This is a genomic window from Bradyrhizobium sp. McL0616 (assembly GCF_049993385.1).
GTDB lineage: Bacteria > Pseudomonadota > Alphaproteobacteria > Rhizobiales > Xanthobacteraceae > Bradyrhizobium.
The window spans coordinates 83,876-105,262 of record NZ_CP188255.1 but is presented as its reverse complement, the minus strand read 5'-3'; the positions used below and the strand labels follow the sequence as shown (position 1 = coordinate 105,262).

16 protein-coding genes are annotated in these 21,387 nt (G+C 66.0%); 7 read left to right on the top strand and 9 right to left on the bottom strand.

The window, feature by feature from the left end:
* The first annotated feature begins 64 nt into the window (after positions 1-64).
* The 7 genes from ACPPVR_RS00450 (at position 65) to ACPPVR_RS00420 (ending at position 6,432) form a co-directional block, all read left to right on the top strand.
* Complete coding sequence (locus ACPPVR_RS00450; protein WP_426612356.1) at positions 65-736, top strand: phosphoribosylanthranilate isomerase; 672 nt, start codon at positions 65-67, stop codon at positions 734-736.
* The gene (gene trpB / locus ACPPVR_RS00445) at positions 733-1,950 is read left to right on the top strand and encodes a tryptophan synthase subunit beta (RefSeq protein WP_426612355.1); all 1,218 of its coding nucleotides are present in this window, start codon (positions 733-735) and stop codon (positions 1,948-1,950) included. Before ACPPVR_RS00450 ends, trpB begins: the two co-directional genes overlap by 4 nt.
* Positions 1,947-2,783, top strand: coding sequence for a tryptophan synthase subunit alpha (trpA, locus tag ACPPVR_RS00440; protein ID WP_426612354.1), 837 nt, complete (start codon positions 1,947-1,949; stop codon positions 2,781-2,783). Before trpB ends, trpA begins: the two co-directional genes overlap by 4 nt.
* Positions 2,784-2,893: 110 nt before the next feature.
* Positions 2,894-3,835: an acetyl-CoA carboxylase, carboxyltransferase subunit beta gene (gene accD, locus ACPPVR_RS00435; RefSeq protein WP_426612353.1), complete on the top strand. Its 942-nt coding sequence runs from the start codon at positions 2,894-2,896 to the stop codon at positions 3,833-3,835.
* Positions 3,832-5,175: a bifunctional folylpolyglutamate synthase/dihydrofolate synthase gene (locus tag ACPPVR_RS00430; RefSeq protein WP_426612352.1), complete on the top strand. Its 1,344-nt coding sequence runs from the start codon at positions 3,832-3,834 to the stop codon at positions 5,173-5,175. The genes accD and ACPPVR_RS00430 overlap by 4 nt, the downstream gene beginning before the upstream one ends.
* 37 nt (positions 5,176-5,212) lie before the next feature.
* On the top strand, positions 5,213-5,953 hold the full coding sequence (locus ACPPVR_RS00425; protein WP_426616296.1) for a metallophosphoesterase family protein: 741 nt from the start codon (positions 5,213-5,215) through the stop codon (positions 5,951-5,953).
* A 38-nt stretch (positions 5,954-5,991) separates the two neighbouring features.
* Entirely contained in the window at positions 5,992-6,432 is a 441-nt protein-coding gene (locus ACPPVR_RS00420) for an SRPBCC family protein (protein WP_426612351.1), read from the top strand.
* A gap of 74 nt (positions 6,433-6,506) precedes the next feature.
* Here ACPPVR_RS00420 and trxA read toward each other — a convergent pair whose 3' ends face one another.
* The 9 genes from trxA to coaBC all read right to left on the bottom strand — a co-directional run bounded on the left by trxA (position 6,507) and on the right by coaBC (position 21,352).
* Positions 6,507-6,827 carry a thioredoxin gene (trxA, locus tag ACPPVR_RS00415; protein ID WP_007598398.1) on the bottom strand — a complete coding sequence of 107 codons (321 nt, stop codon included), beginning with the start codon at positions 6,825-6,827 and terminating at the stop codon, positions 6,507-6,509.
* A 67-nt stretch (positions 6,828-6,894) separates the two neighbouring features.
* A complete protein-coding gene (gene addA, locus ACPPVR_RS00410) occupies positions 6,895-10,407 on the bottom strand; it encodes a double-strand break repair helicase AddA (protein ID WP_426612350.1) in 3,513 nt (1,170 codons plus the stop codon).
* A complete protein-coding gene (gene addB, locus ACPPVR_RS00405; RefSeq protein WP_426612349.1) occupies positions 10,401-13,547 on the bottom strand; it encodes a double-strand break repair protein AddB in 3,147 nt (1,048 codons plus the stop codon). Before addB ends, addA begins: the two co-directional genes overlap by 7 nt.
* Before the next feature lie 256 nt (positions 13,548-13,803).
* The gene (locus tag ACPPVR_RS00400; protein WP_426612348.1) at positions 13,804-14,526 is read right to left on the bottom strand and encodes a nucleotidyltransferase family protein; all 723 of its coding nucleotides are present in this window, start codon (positions 14,524-14,526) and stop codon (positions 13,804-13,806) included.
* A 126-nt stretch (positions 14,527-14,652) separates the two neighbouring features.
* Positions 14,653-14,970, bottom strand: a complete 318-nt coding sequence (locus ACPPVR_RS00395) for a PilZ domain-containing protein (protein ID WP_426612347.1) — start codon at positions 14,968-14,970, stop codon at positions 14,653-14,655.
* Between the two features lie 90 nt (positions 14,971-15,060).
* A complete protein-coding gene (gene tsaE, locus ACPPVR_RS00390; RefSeq protein WP_426612346.1) occupies positions 15,061-16,581 on the bottom strand; it encodes a tRNA (adenosine(37)-N6)-threonylcarbamoyltransferase complex ATPase subunit type 1 TsaE in 1,521 nt (506 codons plus the stop codon).
* On the bottom strand, positions 16,578-19,082 hold the full coding sequence (locus ACPPVR_RS00385) for an ATP-binding protein (RefSeq protein WP_426612345.1): 2,505 nt from the start codon (positions 19,080-19,082) through the stop codon (positions 16,578-16,580). The genes tsaE and ACPPVR_RS00385 overlap by 4 nt, the downstream gene beginning before the upstream one ends.
* 363 nt (positions 19,083-19,445) lie before the next feature.
* On the bottom strand, positions 19,446-19,904 hold the full coding sequence (gene dut, locus ACPPVR_RS00380; protein ID WP_426612344.1) for a dUTP diphosphatase: 459 nt from the start codon (positions 19,902-19,904) through the stop codon (positions 19,446-19,448).
* The gene (gene coaBC, locus ACPPVR_RS00375) at positions 19,901-21,352 is read right to left on the bottom strand and encodes a bifunctional phosphopantothenoylcysteine decarboxylase/phosphopantothenate--cysteine ligase CoaBC (protein WP_426612343.1); all 1,452 of its coding nucleotides are present in this window, start codon (positions 21,350-21,352) and stop codon (positions 19,901-19,903) included. The genes dut and coaBC overlap by 4 nt, the downstream gene beginning before the upstream one ends.
* Between the last annotated feature and the right edge of the window lie 35 nt (positions 21,353-21,387).

Sequence of the window (21,387 nt, the reverse complement as noted above, 5' to 3'; positions counted from 1 at the left end):
GCGGCCGCAACCGAAAGCGCTGTTTTCCGGCCGCGGACCTGCGGCCTTCACCTGCTTTGAGCTCATGTCCCTGCTCGTCAAAATCTGTGGCCTGTCCACGCGCGAGACGCTCGAAACGGCGCTCGATGCGGGCGCCGACATGGTGGGGTTCGTGTTCTTTCCGCCGTCGCCCCGGCACCTCTCGCTGGAAGCCGGCCGTGATCTCGGCCGGCAGGTGAAGCGGCGCGCGCTCAAGGTCGCGCTCACGGTCGATGCCGATGACGCCACGCTCGACAACATCATGGATGCGCTGTCGCCCGACATGTTTCAGCTCCACGGCCAGGAGAGTGTCGCGCGGCTGCGCGACATCAAGCAGCGCTTCGGTCGCCCCGTGATGAAGGTGGTGCCGGTTGCAGCCGCCGCCGATCTCGCCGTGCTGCCTGGCTACGCCGCGATCGCCGACCGCATCCTGTTCGACGCGCGCGCGCCGAAGGACGCGACCCGGCCCGGCGGCCTGGGTGCCCCATTCGACTGGCACCTGCTCGAAAATCTCGATCTGACATTGCCCTATATGGTCTCGGGTGGGCTTCACGCCGACAATGTTGCGGAAGCCCTGCGGGTCACCCGCGCCGGCGGTGTCGACGTGTCCTCCGGTGTCGAGAGCGCCCCCGGCGTCAAGGATCCGGAGCTGATCAAGGCCTTCATTCGCGCCGCGCGCGCCACCCAAGATATAAGTCAAGAGTTGAGCGTCCGATGAACATCGCCAAACCAAATTCCTACCGCAGCGGTCCCGACGAGCGCGGCCATTTCGGCATCTTTGGCGGACGCTTCGTCGCCGAAACGCTAATGCCGCTGATCCTCGACCTGGAGAAGGCCTACACCGCGGCCAAGGCCGATCCGGCGTTCCAGGCCGAGATGAACGGCTACCTCAAGAACTATGTCGGCCGGCCCTCGCCGCTCTATTTCGCCGAACGCCTGACGGAGCATCTCGGCGGCGCAAAAATCTATCTGAAGCGCGAAGAGCTCAACCACACCGGCTCGCACAAGGTGAACAACGTGCTCGGCCAGATCATGCTGGCGCGGCGCATGGGCAAGAAGCGCATCATCGCCGAGACCGGTGCCGGTCAGCACGGCGTCGCCACCGCGACGCTGTGCGCACGCTTCGGGCTCGAATGCGTGGTCTATATGGGCGCCGTCGACGTCGAGCGGCAAGAGCCCAACGTCATCCGCATGGAGATGCTGGGCGCAACGGTGGTTCCGGTGCAGTCAGGCACGCGCACTCTGAAGGACGCCATGAACGAGGCGCTGCGCGACTGGGTCACCAACGTGCACAACACCTTCTATTGCATCGGCACGGTGGCAGGCCCGCATCCCTATCCGACGCTGGTGCGAGACTTCCAGTCGATCATCGGCAACGAGACCAAGGTGCAGATGCAGGAGGTCGAAGGCCGCCTGCCGGATTCGCTGGTCGCCTGCATCGGCGGCGGCTCCAATGCGATGGGCCTGTTTCACCCGTTCCTCGACGATCCCACCGTCGAAATCTTCGGCGTGGAAGCCGCTGGCCATGGGCTGACGCAGCTGCATGCCGCGTCGATCGCGGGCGGACGTCCCGGCGTGCTGCATGGCAACCGCACTTATCTTTTGATGGATGCCGACGGCCAGATCCAGGACGCGCATTCGATTTCGGCGGGGCTCGATTATCCCGGCATCGGCCCGGAGCATTCCTGGCTGCACGAAACCGGCCGGGTCAATTATCTCTCTGCAACCGACGAGGAAGCGCTCGCGGCATTCCAATTGCTGACGCGGCTCGAGGGCATTCCTCCGGCGCTGGAGCCGGCGCACGCGATCGCCAAGGTGATGGAGCTGGCGCCGAAACGTCCGCGTGATCACCTGATGGTCGTCAATCTCTCCGGCCGCGGTGACAAGGACATTCCGCAGATCACGGAAATTTTGAAGGGCAGGAAGAAGTGACCACCCGTATCGACACAAGATTTGCCGAACTCGCCAGGCAGGGCCGTCCGGCCTTCGTCACCTTCGTGATGGCCGGCGATCCCGATCCGGCGACGTCGCTCGAGATCATCAAGGGGCTGCCGAAGGCAGGCGCCGATGTTATCGAGCTCGGCATGCCGTTCACCGATCCGATGGCCGACGGGCCCTCGATCCAGGCAGCCGGGCTTCGCGCGCTCAAGGTTGGCATGACGCTCAGGAAGACGCTGGAGCTCGTGCGCAGCTTCCGGAAGGACGACGACGCGACGCCGATCGTGCTGATGGGCTATTACAATCCGATCTACATCTACGGCGTCGACAAGTTTCTCGTCGATGCGAAGACCGCCGGCATCGACGGCCTCATCATCGTCGACCTGCCGCCGGAGGAAGACGACGAACTCTGCCTGCCCGCGATGAAGGCCGGCCTCAACTTTATCCGTCTGGCGACGCCGACGACCGACGACAAGCGCCTGCCGGCGGTGCTCGCCAACACCTCGGGCTTTGTCTACTACGTCGCCATCACCGGCATCACTGGGGCTGCGGCGGCGGACGCCTCGGTCGTGAGCGAGGCGGTTGCCCGCATCAAGCGGCACACCAAACTGCCGGTCTGCGTCGGCTTCGGTATCCGCACGCCGGAGAATGCTCGCGCCATCGCGTCGCATGCCAATGGCGCCGTGGTCGGCACCGCGCTGATCGATGCGCTGAAGAACAGCCTCGACGCCGAAGGCCGCGCGACCGCCAAAACCGTTAACGCCGTCGCCGAGCTGACGGCGGCCCTGGCCCAGGGCGTCAGGGGTGCGCAACAGGCGGCCGAATAGGCCATAATTCCGCTTCTCGGGCGGGCGACAGGGCAGCTTGCCGGGGCAATGCCCGGCGGCCATATATCCCTTCAGGCGATCCCCTGCGGGTTCGCACATCGGAGCAAACCATGAACTGGCTTACCAACGTGGTCCGGCCGAAGATCCGCAACATGCTGCGGCGGGAGACGCCGGAGAATCTGTGGATCAAGTGCCCGGATTCCGGACAGCTCGTGTTCTACAAGGACGTCGAGGCCAACCAGTTCGTCATCCCCGGCTCGAACTACCACATGCGCATGGGCGCCGTGGCGCGCTTGAAGTCGATCTTCGACAACGAGACCTGGTTCGACGTCGCGCTGCCCGACGTCACGCCCGACCCGCTCAAGTTCCGCGATGAGAAGAAATACGTCGACCGCATCAAGGATGCGCGCGCGCGCACCAATTTGAACGACGCGGTCAAGGTCGGCTACGGCAAGCTCGAAGGCGCCGGCGTGGTCATCGCCGTGCAGGATTTCGATTTCATGGGTGGCTCGCTCGGCATGGCCGCGGGCGAAGCCCTCGTGCGCGGGCTCGAGCTCGCGGTCGAGAAGAAGTCGCCCTTCATCGTGTTCGCGGCGTCCGGCGGCGCGCGCATGCAGGAAGGCATCCTGTCGCTGATGCAGATGCCGCGCACCACTGTGGCGGTGCAGATGCTGCGCGAGGCCAAGCAGCCCTATATCGTCGTGCTGACCAACCCGACCACCGGCGGCGTCACTGCGTCCTACGCGATGCTCGGCGACGTGCAGATCGCCGAGCCCGGCGCGCTGATCGGCTTTGCCGGTGCGCGCGTGATCGAGCAGACCATTCGCGAGAAATTGCCCGAGGGTTTCCAGCGCGCCGAATACCTGAAAGACCACGGCATGGTCGACATGGTCGTGCACCGCCACGAATTGCGTCCGACTCTGGCGCGGCTCTGCCGCCTTCTGACCAGGGCGCCGGCGCAGGAGAACGCGTCGAAATCGGTGCAGCCGGTCGTCAGTCCGGCGCAGATCGTAGTGGCTCCCGAAGTGGCGCCGGCCGCGCCGCACGCGTGAACGCCTCTGCTGACAGTGCAAAGCCGTCGCTCGATGCATTGATCGGGCGGCTGTCGGCTCTGCATCAGAAGCGCATCGATCTCGGCCTCGAGCGGATGCACCGCCTGCTCGAGCGGCTCGGTCATCCCGAACGCAAGCTGCCGCCGGTGATCCACGTCGCCGGCACCAATGGCAAGGGCTCGACGGTCGCTTACCTTCGCGCGACGCTGGAGGCCGCCGGCCTGCGCGTGCACGCTTACACGTCGCCCTATCTGGTCCGCATCAACGAATGTTTTCGGCTCGGCCGCGCCGGTGGCGGCGCGCTGGTCGGCGACGAGGAGTTGTACGCGGCGCTGGAAGAGGTCGAGCGTGTCAATGCCGGCGAGCCTGCGACTGTCTTTGAGCTCAAGACCGCCGCTGCTTTCCGTCTGTTCGCACAGCACCCGGCCGATGCGGTGCTGCTGGAAGTCGGCCTCGGCGGCCGGCTCGACTCGACCAACGTGGTCGATACGCCGGCGGCCTGCGTGATCACGCCGGTCAGTATGGATCACATGGATTTCCTTGGATCCACCTTGACATCGATCGCGGGCGAGAAGGCCGCGATCATCAAGCGCGGCGTGCCCGTCATCTCGGCGGAGCAGACGCCGGAAGCGATGGCGGTGATCGAGGCGCAGGCCAAGCGCATGCGCGCGCCGCTGTTTGCGGCCGGCGAAAGCTGGCACGTCAATGTCGAGCACGGCCGGCTGGTCTATTCCGACGATCGCGGCCTGATGGATCTGGCGGCACCGCGCCTGTTCGGCCGTCACCAGTTCGACAATGCCGGCCTTGCGATCGCGACGCTGCGCGCCATCAACGTCTTCAAGGTCAATCACGCCGCATTCGAGGCTGGCATCGTCGGTGCCGAATGGCCGGCGCGGATGCAGCGTCTCACCACGGGGGAGCTGCTCGGCTGGGGGCCGCAGGGCTCGGAGATCTGGCTCGACGGCGGCCACAATGCCGAGGGCGGACGCGTCGCGGCGGCGGCGCTCGGCGATCTCGAGGAGCGGGTGTCGCGGCCGCTGGTGGTCATCGCCGGCATGATGGCCAACAAGGATGCGCAGGCGTTTCTCGCGAATTTCGCCGGCCTCACCCGTCACATCATCGCAGTGCCGATCCCCGACACCGAGAACGCAATGCCGGTCGATCGCCTTGCGGATGCGGTGCGCAGCCTCAGCATGCGCGTCGAGATCGCGCCCGGCATCGAAGCCGCGCTGCGCGGTTTGTCGAAACTCGCCTACGAAGTGCCGCCGCGCATCCTGATCACCGGCTCGCTCTATCTGGCCGGCCACGTGCTGGGGATCAACGGCACGCCTCCTGCATAGAGGTTCTCGTGTCCCGGATACGAGAGTGAGAATGACGATGCGTTTCGCCGCGATTGCCGACGTCCACGGAAATTATCTCGCGCTGGAGGCGGCGCTTGCTGACATCCGCGCGCGGGGCATCACAGAGATCGTCAATCTCGGCGACATGCTGAGCGGACCGCTCGACGCGCGCCACACCATCGAGATCCTGATGACGCTCGACGCCGTGCACGTGCTCGGCAATCACGACCGCTACCTGCTCGACCGTCCCCCGGAGAAGATGGGTTCGTGGGATCGGCCCGCACATGCGCAGCTGGGTAGTTCGCAGCTCGACTGGCTGCGCGCGCAGCCGATGACACGTGTGTTTCGCGATCAGGTGTTCCTCTGCCACGCGACGCCCGGCAACGATGAGGTCTATTGGCTCGATACCGTGCATCCCGACGGCACCGTCGCAATGTCCCCGCTCGACCGGATCGAGCAATTCGCACAAGGCATCACGCAATCGCTGATCCTGTGCGCCCACACGCATCTCGCCCGCGCCGTGCGCTTGCGCGATGGCCGCTTGATCGTCAATCCCGGCAGCGTCGGCAGCCCCGGCTATCGTGATGTGCATCCGTTCCCGCATGTCGTCGAAGCCGGCACGCCGCATGCGCGCTACGCGATCCTCGAACAGGTTGACGGTGCCTGGCAGGTGACGTTTCGCCACGTCAGCTACGATCATGAAGCGATGGCTACGCTCGCGCGCCGCAATGGCCAGCTGGAGCTGGCGAATGCATTGGCGACGGGCTGGATCGGATAGACGCGTTTAAGCGCACATATTAAACGGGGCGGCGTGCCGTGAGCGACGAAAATATCTGGCAGGGCGAATACGCGGTCGCGACATCGGCAACCGCGGAGACGATCTGGAGTATTTTCCGAGATGTGCCCGGTTGGAAAATCTGGAACGCAGGCATCGAGCAGATCGACATTGACGGGCCATTTGCGGCCGGCACCTGGTTCACGATGAAGCCTCCTGGCGAGGAGGCGCTACGCTCTCAGCTGATCGAGGTTCGCGAGAACGCGTGCTTCATCGACGAAACGCGGGTCGGCGATCTCGTCATCAAGGTCGCCCATCGCATCGAACCTCTTGTCGAACCTCTTGGACCCGCGCGCACGCGCGTCGTTTACGCCGTCGATGCAAGAGGGCCGCAGGCGTCCGAGATCGGTCCGGCGGTTGCGTCGGATCTTCCCGAGGTTCTCGCGAGCCTCGCCAAGCTCGCCGAAACGAGATCGGCATGATTGCGGCCGGCATAATATAAAAACGGCCGACGAAGCGCCGGCCGTTGTCGAAAATCATCGTGCCGCGAAGCAGATCAAACCGCGGAGGTGATCCACTGCTGCAGCTTCGCCTTGGGCGCCGCGCCGACCTGGCGGGAGGCCATCTCGCCGCCCTTGAAGATCATGAGCGTCGGGATCGACATCACGCCATACTTGGATGCGGTCTTCGGGCTCTCGTCGACGTTGAGCTTGACGATCTTGACCTTGTCGCCCATTGCGCCGGCGATCTCGTCGAGGGCGGGTGCGATCATGCGGCAGGGGCCGCACCATTCCGCCCAGAAATCGACGACCACCGGGCCGTTCGCCTTGAGCACTTCGGCTTCGAAATCGGTATCGGAAACCTTGCCAACGGCCATTGGAGCACCTCGTACGGTTGAAAGAATCGGCGCGACGTGGAATCGCGCCCGGGATCATGGCGTCAACCTATGAACGGCTCCTTGCCGGGTCAAGGACGCTCACGTCGACATGAAGGGATGCCAGCGCCGCGTCCAGCGCGGGGGCTGAAATCTCCATATATTCAAGGGCCTCGGTCCAGAGCAGAACAGCGCGGATCGGCTTTTGGGGATAAAGCCGGGTCAGCACCGCCCGGTACAGCGCGAGCTGACGGACATAGGCGGCGGGCGCCTCGGCCGCGCTCCTGGGAGCGACCTGGTTGGTCTTGAAGTCGACGATGAGGACCTCATCCGGACGAACGACCAGCCGGTCGATCTGCCCCGACACCAGCGCCGGGGTGCGGCCCGGCCGCTCCAGCCGGCCGACGATGGCGACCTCCGCCCGGCTGCCCGTGGCAAAGACGGACGCGAAACGCGGCTCGGCGATCAGGGCGAGCACCTTGTCGGCAAGTGCCACGCGGTCAGTCTCGCTCCAGTCCGAGGCATTGCGCGCCATGAAGCCCAGCGCGGCGTCGCGCCGGCGCTCGGTGGCGATGTCGGGCAGGGATTGCAGCAGCCGGTGCACCAGCGTGCCGCGTTGCAGCGCCAGCGCGCGCGACTGCACCGATTCGCCGGTGCGCACCGCGCGGCCTTCCTCGGCAGTTTGACCTGAGGGACGCACCGAGTCCTCGTCGACGGTCTCGCGGGGGGCCGGCGTGCGCAGCCAGGACGGCACCGCGATGGTCTGGTCCGCCGAGGTCGCAGGCGTACCTTGCGCCGCGACATCCCCCGGTCGGGTGAATCGCGTCACCTTGCCAAGCGGCGTCTCGGTTGTCTGCTTCTCAAGACCCGAGCCCGACAATCCGGTCTCGATCAGATCGTACCAGCTCCGCTTGCGGACCGTCTTCCTGTTGCCCGGTAGGCAGCCGCCGACAATCAACCGATCGGCCGCGCGCGTCATTGCGACGTAGAGCAGTCGGCGGTATTCGTCCTCGGTCTCCTCGATCATCGCGTTGCGTGCGTCGGCGACCGGCTTTGGATCATCTGCCTTGCGGCCAGCCCAGACCACCACCTCGCCGCCATTGCCGCGCGGCACGTGGATCAGTTGGAGCCGCTGGCTGTCGGAGGGTGACGATGTGGTGTCGACCATGAACACGACCGAGGCCTCAAGGCCCTTGGCGCCGTGCACGGTCATCACCCGCACCTCGTCGCGCGTGATCTCCATGTCGCGCTTCACCTCGGTGTCGGCCGAGCGCAGCCATGCCATGAACCCTTGCAGCGAGGCCGGCGCCTTGCGCTCGTAGTTCAGCGCGAGCTCCAGAAATTCGTCGAGCGCGTCGTTGGCCTCATGCCCGAGCCGGCGCAGGATCCGCGAACGTCCGCCGTCGCCTCCGAGCAGCCACGCATAGAAGGCGAACGGCGTTTCCTCGCGCGCACGCGCCTCGCAAGCTTCCAGTCGCCGCATTGCGGTCGCGAATTTCTCGCTTCCGGCCGCCTGCTCGCCGAGCGCGCTGCGCAGCGAGCCCTTGCGGTCCCAGGCAAGCGCGAACAGATCGTCGTCATCGAGCCCGAACAGAGGGCTCTTCAGCGCGACCGCAAGCGCAAGATCGTCTTGCGGCAGCAGCAGCGCATCGGCAAGGTTCATCAAATCGATGATCGCGATGTGCTCGGTGAGCTTGAGCCGGTCGGCGCCGGCGACGGGGATGCCCGCATGCTTCAGCGCCTGGATCACGGCGTCGAACGCATTGCCGCGCCGCCGGACCAGGATCAGCATGTCGCCATAGCGCAAGGGGCGGCGTTCGCCTTCATGACCCGTCAGCGTGCCGCTCTCGACCAGCCGCTTGATCTCGGTCTGGATGCGGCGGGAGAGCTTGACCTCGGGGCTGGTGATGGCGACGCCGTCGAATGGCGCGCGCCAGCCCTCGATGTCCTGCCGGTCGTCGGCCTCGGCCAAGTCCCACAGCTCGATCACGCTCGGGCCTGCATCACTGAGCGCATTGTGCAGGGGATGGCCGGTCTCGACCGAATGGATGCTCTTGTAGATCGAAGGCTCGCGGAAGACGTGGTCGACCGAATGCAGGATCGCGGCGCCCGAGCGGAACGAATAGGTGAAGGCAACGGGATCGAATTTCAGCCCGGCCGCGGTGAACTTGCGGTGCAGCTCGCGCCGGCGCGCGTCGAATTCCCGCGGCTCAGCGCCCTGGAACGAGAAGATCGATTGCTTCTCGTCGCCGACGGCAAAGACGGTGCGGTTCAAGCCCTCGCGCGCGCCTTCGCCCGCGGTGAATTCCGAGATGATATGCGCGACGATGTCCCATTGCCGCGGGCTGGTGTCCTGCGCTTCGTCGATCAGCACGTGATCGACACCGCGGTCGAGTTTGTAGTGCACCCAGCCCGAAGAGACACGATTGAGCATCGCCAGCGTCTTGTCGATGAGATCGTCGTAGTCGAGCAGCCCGCGTTCCTGCTTCTCGCGCCGGTAGTTTGCCGCGGCGGCAATCGCAATATGCAAGAGGGCCGCGGAGCGGTCACGAACCGTGACCGCACGGCGCTTCTCGATCAACGCGTCGAGCCGCTGCGCCTCGTTTTCGAACAGGCGAGCGACGGATGGATAATCTTTGCAAAACTGCTTTGTTAGCAATGTCTTGCGCGGTTGCTTTTTTTCGTCGGTGAGGAAGGCGCCGAGATAAGCATCAACCTGCGCACCGCCTGAGAACGCCTTCGCCGAACGTAAGCAATCGGCCTGGTCCTTCTCGGTCTTGTTGCCACCATCAAGCGCGAGAGCGATGTCGTCCCAGCGCGATCGCGGCAGGAACGGGCCACCGAGAATCTCCGTCTCGACGTCCTCGATGCGGTCGCCAGCGTCAACACCCAACGCGGCTGCCATTTGTTCAGCAGCCGCCCCTGCGCTCCCAGCCTCATCGGTCCAGGCCATGAAATGGTCGCGGCTCAGACAGGCCTCGCGCACGACTTCCTTGAAGGTGACGTCGGCGGCGCTCGCCATTGCGGTCAGCAGCGCGCGGCCGGTGACGCTTTCCGGATCGCGCGCGGCTTCGAGCAGCACCTTGAGATTGGCGCGCTCCATCATGTCGGTCTGGTCGCGGTCGTCGATCACGGCGAAACGCGCCGGCACGTTGGCCTCGAACGGGAATTGCTGGAGCAGGCGCGTGCACAGCGCGTGGATGGTCTGCACCTTCAGCCCGCCGGGCGTCTCCAGCGCGCAAGCGAAAAGCTTTCGTGCCTCGCGCCGCAGCTTTGTGTTGGGGTGGGGGATGCCGACCGCGCGGATCGCCGCGTCGAGCGCGGTATCATCCAGCGTCACCCAATGGCCGAGCGTGGTGAACACGCGCTCGGCCATGTTGGCGGCCGCCGCCTTGGTGAAGGTGATGCAGAGGATCTTTTCCGGTGGCACGCCGGACAGCAGCAGGCGGATCACCCGCTGCACCAGCACATGCGTCTTGCCCGAGCCGGCATTGGCCGACACGAAGGCCGAGGCGGTCGGGTCCGACGCGCGCGCCTGTCGCGCACGAACCTCGTCGGGGATGGGACGTGGGGACTTCACCATTCCTCGATCCCCAGTCCGCCGGCGGCCGACCATTCCTTGATGCGGGCGAGGTCGTCATAGGCGCCGTAGCGGTTGGTCCACATCGGCAGGTTCAACGAGGTGTAAGGCTGGTTCTCGTCCTCGAAGGCGCGGATCAGTGCTTCGAGCTTGGCCCTGGCCTCGGCGGCTACGGTGTCCGGCGGCTGCGGCTCGTCGTCTTTCCTGATCTTGAGCTTGAGGATGCGCTCCTCGCCCGGTGGATTGTTGCCGCTGAGCCGGACATAGACGAGCTGGCTCACCGAGGAGCCGGCGTCGATATCAGGAAAACCACCCTCGCGCAGGATCGTGGCTTCCAGCGTGAGCTGTGGCGACAGGCCCATGCGGACCTGCTTGTCGGTCGGAGGTTGCCCGGTCTTGTAGTCGAGGATGGCATAGCCGCCACCTTGGCGGCGCTCGATGCGGTCGGCGCGCGCGGAGAGGCGGAAGCTGCGCCCGTGATCGAGCGGGATCGAAATCTCGCCGCGGGTCTCCGCCGTAATCGCCTCGATTGCGTCGCGCCGCGCTGTCTCCCATTCGCCGAACCAGCGCGCGATGCGCTGGAAACGCGGCCACCACAGCGCCCGCGCCTCGGGCCGCTCCAGCAGCGGCGCAAAATATTTTTCTCCGATCGCACGCAGCACACGGGCGGGATCGTCAGGCAGACGCGTCGCGTAGCTCTCGGTGAATTCGCCAAGCGCATCGTGGATCGCCGAGCCGCGATCCGCGGCCGAGAGCGGCATGTCGACGGGATCGAGCGCGTTGAGCCGCAGGATGCGCTTTGCGTAGATCGTGTAGGGGTCGCGTAACCAATCCTCGATCTCGGTGACCGACATTTTCAGCGGACGTGTCGCGCGCGGCGGCCGCGGCTCAGGCTGCTTGACCGGCTTGACCTCGGCGGGCTGGTCCAGCGCGCCTGCGAACTGCACGTATTTCTCGCCAGCGCTGACTGCCGCCTTCCAATGCTCGTCGCCCGCGACGGCCTCTAGCCGGTGCAGGAATCGCGAGGCCACCGCAGGCGCGCCGCCGGCCTTGGCGGAATGGGTGAGGATCACTTCATCCGCGCCGAGCAGTTGCGCGAAATCGTGCGCGGAGAGGCCGATGCGGCGCTCCGGCAGATCGAGGCCAAGCTCGTGCCGCATCGGCCGGCTCAGCCAGGGATCGATGCGCGGCGCTGGCGGCCACACGCCCTCGATCAGGCCGCCGACGATGATGCGGTCGGCCTGCATCAGGCGCGATTCCAGCGGGCCGTAGATGTGGAGCCGTGAACCCGGCCTGTCCGACCGCCGCACCGCGCGATCGCCGAACGCGGTCTGGAAGACATCCGGATACTCGGGCAGCGAAACCATCAATCCGCTGGTCGTGCCGCCGCGCAAGAGATCGTCGAAGGCGCTGGCGAGCGCGAGGCCCTCACGCTCCTCGAAGGCCAGCGGGATGCCTTGCTCGTCGCGCGACAGCTCGATCAGGATCTCGCGATGCCGGTGCGCGAGCTCGGCGAAATCGTACGGCTTTGACGACGCCAGGCTCTCGATCGGCGCCAGTGCTTTATGCAAGGCATCGATCAGCGTCTGGATGCGATCCAGGTCTTCCGCTTTTAGCCGCGCCCGTGGTTCGGCCGCATGGAGCGCAGAAACTTCGCTCCGCCACAGCTTCCCAAGCTCTTCGCGAAACCGGCTGAACTCGCGCAACAGGCCTGCCGCGCCTGCCGGCGGGCGCGTGCCGCGCAGTATCGCCAGCTCCAGGGCCTCGATCGCCGTCTTCCACGCGCCGGGCGCGCGGCCGAGCCGGCACAGCGGATGTTTCAGCATCGCCAGCAGGGTCGGCGGCTCCAATCCCTTGGTCGCCGCCTCAGCCGCGAGACGGGCAAAGATGCCAGCGGAGGTTTCCATCAGCACGTCGCCGCCGGAATCATCGAAGGCGAGATCCCATCGGGTCAGCGCGGCGATCACCCGACGCGCCAGTGCGCGGTCCGGCGTCACCAGCGCCGCCGACTTGTCGAGATGCCGCGCCTCGCGCATGGCAATGGCGATCGCGAGCGCTTCCATCTCGGGGTTTGGCGCCTCGACCACTGCGAGGTTTGTCATGCCGCCGGCGATCTTCGCGGCCACATCCGGCTGCTTCAGCCGGTCGTACCAAAATTCCGTCTTGGCGGAGGGCCGCATCGATTCGGATGCGAGCAGGTCGCGACCGCCTTCGGCTGGCGGCTGGAGGATATCGACGTCGCTGCGCTTGATGCCAAAGCGCTCCAGCAGCGCGTGCAGGGCATATTGCGGATGGTTTGAGGCCGGATGCTCGGCGAACTTGCCGAGCGAATCCCGTACGCCGCCGATGGTTCGCCAGGCGTCCTCGTCGAGATCAGTGTCGAGGCCCGGTAGCACCACTGCGCCATGCGGGAGTGAGGCGACCGCATGCAGGAATTTGGCGGTCGCCGGCATCGAGCCGGTCGAGCCTGCCGCAATCACGGGACCATGGGGATGCGCGGTCAGCCGCCTGGCTTCCGCTGCAATCAGAAGATCGCGGCGCGCCGCGGGCTCGATCCGGTTGATCTCGGCGAGATGACCGGGCCAGGCCACGCGCGCGATACCCAGGAATTGAAGCGAGTGCTGCCAATATTGGTCGAGCTGGTCCGGCACCAGGCCGTCGAGCGCGCTCCAGTCGACGCCGCGCGTGACCATGTCGTCGATCAGGCGCGCGAGATCGGAGGCGAGCGCCAGCGTCGAGGCGGGACCGCCGACCACCAGCGGCGCCAGCACGGGGCCCTTGGCCCAGGCGGCAACGAGTTGTGCCAGGGTCAACCGTCGTTCGAGCTCACCGAGCCGCGGTGGAATGTCGAGTGGCGTGGCGCCGGAGAACTGCTCGCCTTCATCGGCAAACGCGAGCTCGTCCTCGTCGATGTCGCCGAGCGCGACGATGTGCGGGAGCACCACGGCGTCCGCCTTCATTTCGTCGAGGAAGATCTCGCGGACCACGCGCATGGCGCGCCTTGTCGGCAGATAAAGCGTCGCGTCAGCAAGCCGCGCCGGTTCCTTGCGCGCCTCAAATCCGTCGACCAGCCGGCCATCGAGCAGGCTCGATACGACCGTGCGCAGGAACGGAACTGAGACTGGAACGCTGAAAACGCGCATGAGCTGCCTGATTCGGGATCAGGCGCCAATATAGGGAGGTGGACTCAAATGGATATGGGCGGAGGGTAGTCGTCCCCGCTGTTTGCGGCCCAACGGTGGTGTCATCATCCGCGAAAGCGGATGATCCAGTATTCCCGGGACGGTGGAGATTCAGCCGAGAAGCTGCGGCGTACGGGATGCCCCGCCGGAGCCTGTCATCGGGCTCGCCGGAGGCGAAACCCGGTGGCGGGGCACGACGGCGTCACGAGCGGGCGACTTAAGCCACGCTCTCCAGAAACGCCTCTTCAGCCGCATGCACCGCATCCGGCGTGCCGACATGCATCCAGACGCCGTCGAGGCGCAGGCCGAACAGGCGCTCCTGCTCATTGGCGTGGTCGAACATTTTTGTGAGCGAGAACTCGCCCGTCGGCGCGTCAGTGAAGATCGACGGCGACAGGATGGCCGCGCCGGCATAGACGAACGGGACGACCTCTTTTTCCTTGCGCTTGCGCAGCGCGCCATCGGCCAGCATGCCGTAATCGCCGCGGCCGTTATAGCCAATGCTGGTTGCCGTCGGCGCCATCAGCAGCAGAATGTCCATGCGCGCGGGGTCGAAGTTCTCCGCGAGCCGCGCCAGGTTCGAGCGCACGCCGTCGATCCACAGCGTGTCGGAATTGACGTGGTAGAACGGCGCGTCGCCGAGCAGCGGCAGCGCCTTGACCACGCCGCCGCCGGTGCCGAGCACCTGGTCGCGCTCGTCCGAGATCGTGACGCGCGGATGCTGGCGGCCCGCGACATGGTCGATGATCTGGTCCGGCAAATAATGCACATTGACGACAGCTTCGGTCACGCCGGCCTGGCCGAGCTTGTCGAGCACATGGTCGAGCAGCGGCTGGCCGGCCACCGGCACCAGCGGCTTCGGCATCTTATCCGTCAACGGGCGCATGCGCAGGCCGAACCCTGCGGCGAGCACCATGGCTTTGGTCGGTTTGACGGACATCCTTCGCTTTCCCAGACCCTTGAATTTCAAGCGTACGCAGCAAGCCTAGCACGGGACTTAGGCCACCGCACCGCATCTCAACCGCCTTAATGGCCCGCCGTGACGGTTGTACGACGAGTGTTGCCGTCACGCGCCGACAGATGTGGAACGCGCCTTTTTCTTTCTGTCGCCGACTTTAAGGAAATTGACGCCGATCTGGTCGCCATTGACCCAGGCCAGTTCGCAGCGCCGGTACGCAAGTCCGGTGGACGACAGCAGCAGAAAAAATTCCTTCAGATGCAGGCCTTCGACCGAGCCGTCGATGGTCAGCTTGGCGCCGCTCTCGGAGACGTCCTCCATGGTGCAGTCGCGCCGCCAGGTGCCGTCGATGCCCATCATCTGGGCCGCGATCCCGCGTTCGAAAACAACCCGGCTGTTCCCGCGATGGTCCGTCTTGACCGCCATCTGCCCTTGCTCCAGCCCCGTATTTGTCCGGCTGCCTGCGGGTGATGATACCGGTGCGATGGCTAACAGCCGGTAAATCGGGCTTTCGAATCAGGAACCGGGCGGCGGGACGTTGGCGAGGTACCAGTCGCGCAGATGCTCAAGCGCCGGATGTGCCAGCGAGCGCTGGAGATAGGTCCAGATCCGCGGCTGGTGGCGCAGATAATGCGGCTTGCCGTCGCGGCGGTTCAATCGCGCGAAGGTGCCGAGCAGGCGCGTGTTGCGCTGCGCCGACATGATCGCATAGAGCTCGGCGAAGCTGGCCGGATCGAAGCCGGCGTCGGCCGCGCGGCGCGTCTTGATGTAGCGCGACAGCAAGGTCAGCTCGATATTCTCGGGCACGTCGATGCGGGCGTCCTGGAGCAGCGACACCACGTCGTACGATTGCGGTCCGAGCACGGTGTCCTGGAAGTCGATCACGCCGACGCGCGCGATGCCGGCGCGCTCCCCAAGCCAGATCAAATTGGGCGAGTGATAGTCGCGGATGATCCAGGTCTTCGGCGCGGCCAGCGGCTTTTTCAGCAGTTCGCGCCACATCGCGAAAAATTCTGCTCGCGTCACCTCGCTCAGCGGCGCGTTGCGATCGGGCAGATACCATTCCGGCATCAACCCGATTTCGATCAGCAGCGCCTCGGTGTCGAACACCGGGATGGTGTAGGTCTGCCCATCCAGCGGCAGCGTCTCCGGCAGCGTCTTGCCGTGCAGCGCGGCGAGCACGTCGGTCGCGGCTTCGTAGCGTTCTGCGATCGGTCGCGGCGGATCGCCCTCGATCACGCCTTCGCTGCCAAAGTCTTCCGAGATCAGGAAGCCGTGCGCGAGATCGGAATGATGGATCGCGGGCGCGGAGATGCCCTGCGCGCGTAAGCCTTCGTCGATGGCGACGAAGGGTTTGACGTTTTCGGCGAGATGCACCGCGGCGCTGTAGGACTTTCCGTTGTAGAGGGCGGCGCCATCGGGGCGCTGCGGAAAGTTCATCAGGATGACGATGCCGTCGTCGCGGATCAGCCGCGCATAGGAGCGCGTCGACGCGTCGCCGGCCATGCGCTTGCGCGTCGCGTCGATGTAGCCGGAGGCGTCGAGGAATTCACGCAGCGCCTGCAAGCGCGCGACGGCGACGGCGCCCTTGCCGTAGCCGGTGATGTCTGCGGCGCGCGCACTCGAGCCCAGCGCGGGGCGATGCGTCAGCGCGATGTCAATGCGGTCCGCGGGCATCGCCGATGGCGCACGCTCGGGCCATTCGATCAGCACCAGCGTAGCGTCCGGCAGCGGCGAGAGCCCGATCTCCTCGAGCTCGTTCTCGTCTTCCACGCGATAGAGATCGGCATGGATCACCGGAAACGGCGGCAGCTCATAACCCTGCACCAGCGTGAAGGTCGGGCTCGGCACTTCCAGCGCCTCGTCGCCGGCGAGATAGCGGATCAGGCTGCGGGCCGCTGCGGTCTTGCCGGCGCCGAGATCGCCGGTGAGCGCGACGACGTCGCCCGGTCCGACCAGCAAAGCGAGGTCGGCCATCAATTGCGCGGTGGCCGTCTCGTTGTGAAGCGCGACGGAGAATGTAGCCGGCGCGGTCATTCGGCGGCGTCGCGATGCGCCGCCTGGTCGGTCGGGAAGTCGCAGATCACGACCGTGCCTTTGCCGACGATCGAATCAACCTGCACCTTGCCGCCATGCAGCTCGACGAAGGAGCGCACCAGCGACAGCCCGAGCCCGGCGCCGCGGTGACGCGAGCCCTGCGAGCGGCTTTCGAACCAGTTGAACACCTTGTCCTTCATGTCGGCGGGTATTCCAGGACCGGAATCTGTCACAATGAAGACCACGCTGCGCTCGGTGCGGCGTGCGCTGATCCCGACGGTGGAATCCTGCGGCGAGAAGCCGACGGCGTTGGCGAGCAGGTTATAGAGCACCTGCACCACGCGCTTCTCGTCGCCGATGAAGCTGCCGACGTCGGGCGCGATCTCGACCTTGAGGCGGATGCGGTCGGTGGCGAGCCGGTCCTGGATGCCCTCGGCGGCGAGCTCGATGGTCTTGCTGACGTCGACCGGGCCGAGTTCCAGCTTCATGGCGCCGGCGTCGATGGTGGCGAGATCGAGGATGTTGTTGGTGAGCGCCAGCAGCGCGTTGGTCGATTTGGTGACGTAGTCGAGATATTCGGCCTGTTTCGGGGTCAGCGGACCGGTCGAGGGGTCGCTGAGGAAATGCGCGAAGCCGATGATGGTGGTGAGCGGCGAGCGCAGCTCGTAGGAGACGTGGTGGACGAAATCCACCTTCATCTGGTCGGCCGTCTCCAGCGCCTCGTTGCGCTCGCGCAGCGCGCGCTCGACGTTCTCGGTGTCGGTGATGTCGAGGAATGTCAGCATGGTCGCGCCGTCATGCAGCGGCCGGATCATGCCGTCGAGCACGCTGCCGTCCTTGCGCTCCAGCTTGAGCGGCACGTCCGCGCGGTTCTCGATCGAGGTGATCGCCTCGCGGATCTGGCGCCAGACGACGGGATCGTCGACCAGCTGCTGGCACCAGCCCTCGACGGTCTGGATATGCGGCTCCTCGCGCATGGCATCGTTCGACAGCTTCCACATCCGGACGAAGGCCGGATTGAACAGCTGCGCCTTGCCGTTGCTGCCGAACACCGCGACGCCTTCGGCGAGGCTGTCCAGGGTCTCGCGCTGGACCCGGATCATGCCGTCGAAGCGGCGGGCGAGCTCGAGGCTTTCGGTGACGTCGTCGAACAGATAGGTCACGCCGCCTTCGGGGTTCGGCGTGGTGACGACGGAGAGCGCGCGGCCGTCGGGCAGGTACCAGGTGTCCTTGGCGGCCTCGACCGCGCGATAGGCCTCGTGCAGCCTGACCTTCCAGGCGCGGAAGTCCGGCTGTTCCGGCAGTTTGCGCGCGGCCCGGAGTTTGTCGAGCACGCTCGAATCGTCAGGATTGGCATCCAGGAAGGTACGGTCGAGGTCCCACAGCCGCCGGTAGGAATCGTTGTAGAACGCGAGCCGGCGCTGGCCGTCGAACACGGCAACGCCGGAGGAGAGCTGGTCGAGCGTGCGGCGATGCGCTTCGGCCATCCGCACCAGCGCCGCGCTCAGCGCATCGGCCTCGCTGGCGTCGATGGCGACGCCGACGCTGCCGCTGCCGACATTGACGGCGCGCACGTCGTAGATGCGCCGCTCGCCGCCGGTCACGATGGGCAGCCGCGCTGTGAAGTTTGCAGCGTCTTTTAGTCCCCGCTCCATCGCGGCACGGTCGGCGCTGTCGAGCAGCTCGAGCTTGCGCTCCTGGGCGTCGGTGATGCTGGCGGCTTCGGTCGCGCGCACATAGGCCGGATTGGCGAAAGTCAGCGCGCCGTTCTCACCCTTGGCCCAGATCGGCCACGGCGCCGCGGCCGCAAAGCCGCGCAGCATCTCGGTCTCATCGGAAAGCGCCTTTTGGCGCAGATTGGTTTCGGCCAGCTCGCGGCGCAGGCCTGAGAGTTCACGAATCCTGACAATGGCTTGGCCGCCGATGGCGCGGCCGATCGCTTCCAGCGTATGGCCGTTGGCGGTGGTCAGGGTGAGCTGGAAGCCGTCACCGCGTTCGCGCAGGGCGTCGACCGCGTGAACCATCTGGAGCGCCGGTTCCGGCGGTAGCCAGGTTCCGAACGCGAGCACGCGCTGCGGCGACGAATCGCGCGGCAGCACCATGGAGACGTCGCCCGAGATCTGCGCGCGATTGTCGCCGGCCGGCCAGGAAATCAAGACCTGCGGTTCGGCGAACAGCAGCGCGCCGTAGCGATCGGCCTGCAACTGGAGTTCCCTGATCCGCGCGCGCAGCCCCGTCTCGTTCTTTGCCGTGCGTACGCGCGTGCGCATCAACAGGATCGCGGCCAAGACCGTGAAGCCGAGCAAAGCCAGCGCAGTGGCCAGCACTGCGAGTTCCTGCCGGTTGAAGTCCAGCAATATCGAGAGTGTGTCGACGAGATCGGCGGCTTTGGCCGGCGCAGCCGGCAGCAGCGCCGCAAGAGCGGTTCCCAACAGGCCGTTGCGCACCAACGATGTGCACGACAGCAGCGTCCGACGCATCGACACGATCACGCCTGACATAGTTGCCCCAAGACCGCACGAATTTACGCACGGCGACTTCCCCCCGCCGCGCGCGAATCAAACGACAATACCCTCACCGTGACTCCACCGGTAAGAGTCCAGATCGTGAACGCAAACGCGGCCACACAAAAATGCCGGGAGCGTTGTTCCAACCCAGGTAGTTCTTCGAGTGATTCGGCTGGCGCTGTCGTGCATTAGCGAGTCAGGCGGATTGCCTGCCGCGATGCAGGTGCGCTCCCTCCCCCGCTTGCGGGGGAGGGTTGGGGAGAGGGTGTCTCCGCAACGGGGCACTCCCCCAGAGGATAGAACCCTCACCCGGCGCTTTGCGCCGACCTCTCCCGCAAGCGGGAGAGGTGTGAAAAACTAGCGGCCGGTCGAGCCGAAGCCGCCGGCGCCGCGATCAGTCGTCGACAGCGTCGCCACTGGAACCAACGCGGCTTGCACCATTGGCGCGATCACCATCTGCGCGATGCGCTCGCCGCGCTTGATCACGAAGGGCGCCGGACCGTGATTGATCAGGATCACCTTGATCTCGCCGCGATAGTCCGCGTCGATCGTGCCGGGCGAGTTCAGCACGGTGACGCCGTGCTTGGCCGCAAGCCCCGAGCGCGGCCGCACCTGGGCCTCGTGGCCGGTTGGCAATGCGATCGCAAGTCCCGTCGGCACCAGCGCATATTGGCCGGGCGCGAGCGTCAGCGGCTCGCTGTCCGGAACAGCGGCCATCAGGTCGAGCCCGGCGGCATCGAGGGTCTGATACGCCGGTAGCGGCAGGCCTTCGGCATGGGCCAGCTGTTGCAGTTCGACCGTGACTTTCGTGCTCAAGATGCGGGCTCCAGCGATGTGTCGGCCAGGCTTTTCACGACATGCGCGACCAGCTCGATGGCGACCTGTTCCTTGGTCATCACGGGCCAGGAATCAACCGCGATCTCGCCGTTCTTCCCACCATTCTTGCGGCTGATGAGGTGCACGGTGTTGCGGTCGCCGCCCATCACACCGGTCGCCGGCGAGACGTCATTGGCGACGATCCAGTCGCAGCCCTTGCGCGCGAGCTTTGACTTGGCGTTGTCGATGAGGTGCTCGGTCTCGGCGGCAAAGCCGATCACCAGCGGCGGTCGCTGGTCGGCCAGCTTCGAGATCGTGGCGAGGATGTCGGGGTTCTCGACCAGCTGCAGCGGCGGCATGCCGGCGGAGGTCTTCTTCAGCTTCTGCTCGCCCTCGTTGACGACCCGCCAGTCGGCGACGGCGGCGGCGAAGATCGCGATGTCGGCCGGAAGCGCCGCCTGCACCTGCTCCAGCATCTGCCGCGCCGATTCGACATGCTTGACGGTGACACCATAGGGATCGTCGAGATCGACCGGGCCGCTGACGAGAATCACTTCGGCGCCCGCGGCTTGCGCTGCCGCGGCAATGGCAAAGCCCTGCTTGCCGGAGGAGCGGTTGGCGATGTAGCGCACCGGATCGATTGGCTCGTGGGTCGGGCCCGCGGTGATCAGTACGCGCTTGCCGGCAAGTGGCCGCGGCACCGGCGGTCGCAGCAGGCGCTCGGCGGCAGCGGCGATCTCGATGGCCTCGGACATGCGGCCGATTCCGGCTTCGCCAGCTTCGGCCATCTCGCCGGAATTCGGGCCGATCAGCACCACGCCGTCGCGCTGAAGCAAGCCGACATTGCGGCGCGTGGCCGCGTTGTTCCACATCAGCGGATTCATCGCGGGCGCGAGCAGGATCTTGCGGTTGGTCGCGAGCAGGATCGCGCTGGCGAGATCATCGGCATGGCCGTTCGCCATCTTCGCCATCAGGTCGGCCGTCGCGGGCGCGACCACGATCATGTCGCAGTCGCGCGCGAGCCGGATGTGGCCGGCGTCGAATTCGCTCTGAGGGTCGAACAAGTCGGTATAGACGCGCTCATGCGAGAGTGCGCTGACGGCCAGCGGCGTGACGAATTGCTGCGCGGCCTTGGTCAGCACGCAGCGGACCTCGATACGGCGCTCCTTGAGCCTTCGGATCAGGTCGAGCGATTTGTAGGCCGCGATCCCGCCGCCGATGATCAGGGTGACGCTGGCCTCGGGAAGGGCGCCGGTGCGCGGGGCCGCAGGGGCAGGGGATACCTCGGGCGGCACCGCAAACGGCGTCAGCGGCTCCTCGCGGCCCTCGATCAGCTCCCGCAGGATGACCCGGACCTCTTCCTCGACCGACCTGCGATTCTTGGCCGAACGCAGCCGCAGATAGGTTTTGACGTGTTCGTCGAGCTTGCGGATGGTCAGGCTCGCCATGACGCCCTCCAGCACAGAATGATAGCGATGCTATC

Coding starts and splice junctions, on each gene's coding strand:
- trxA (WP_007598398.1), bottom strand. CDS start 6,827: ATGGCCGTTGGCAAGGTTTCCGATACCGATTTCGAAGCCGAAGTGCTC.
- ACPPVR_RS00450 (WP_426612356.1), top strand. CDS start 65: ATGTCCCTGCTCGTCAAAATCTGTGGCCTGTCCACGCGCGAGACGCTC.
- tsaE (WP_426612346.1), bottom strand. CDS start 16,581: ATGACCGCGCCGGCTACATTCTCCGTCGCGCTTCACAACGAGACGGCC.
- ACPPVR_RS00425 (WP_426616296.1), top strand. CDS start 5,213: ATGCGTTTCGCCGCGATTGCCGACGTCCACGGAAATTATCTCGCGCTG.
- addA (WP_426612350.1), bottom strand. CDS start 10,407: ATGGTGAAGTCCCCACGTCCCATCCCCGACGAGGTTCGTGCGCGACAG.
- ACPPVR_RS00395 (WP_426612347.1), bottom strand. CDS start 14,970: ATGGCGGTCAAGACGGACCATCGCGGGAACAGCCGGGTTGTTTTCGAA.
- trpB (WP_426612355.1), top strand. CDS start 733: ATGAACATCGCCAAACCAAATTCCTACCGCAGCGGTCCCGACGAGCGC.
- addB (WP_426612349.1), bottom strand. CDS start 13,547: ATGCGCGTTTTCAGCGTTCCAGTCTCAGTTCCGTTCCTGCGCACGGTC.
- ACPPVR_RS00400 (WP_426612348.1), bottom strand. CDS start 14,526: ATGTCCGTCAAACCGACCAAAGCCATGGTGCTCGCCGCAGGGTTCGGC.
- coaBC (WP_426612343.1), bottom strand. CDS start 21,352: ATGGCGAGCCTGACCATCCGCAAGCTCGACGAACACGTCAAAACCTAT.
- accD (WP_426612353.1), top strand. CDS start 2,894: ATGAACTGGCTTACCAACGTGGTCCGGCCGAAGATCCGCAACATGCTG.
- ACPPVR_RS00385 (WP_426612345.1), bottom strand. CDS start 19,082: ATGTCAGGCGTGATCGTGTCGATGCGTCGGACGCTGCTGTCGTGCACA.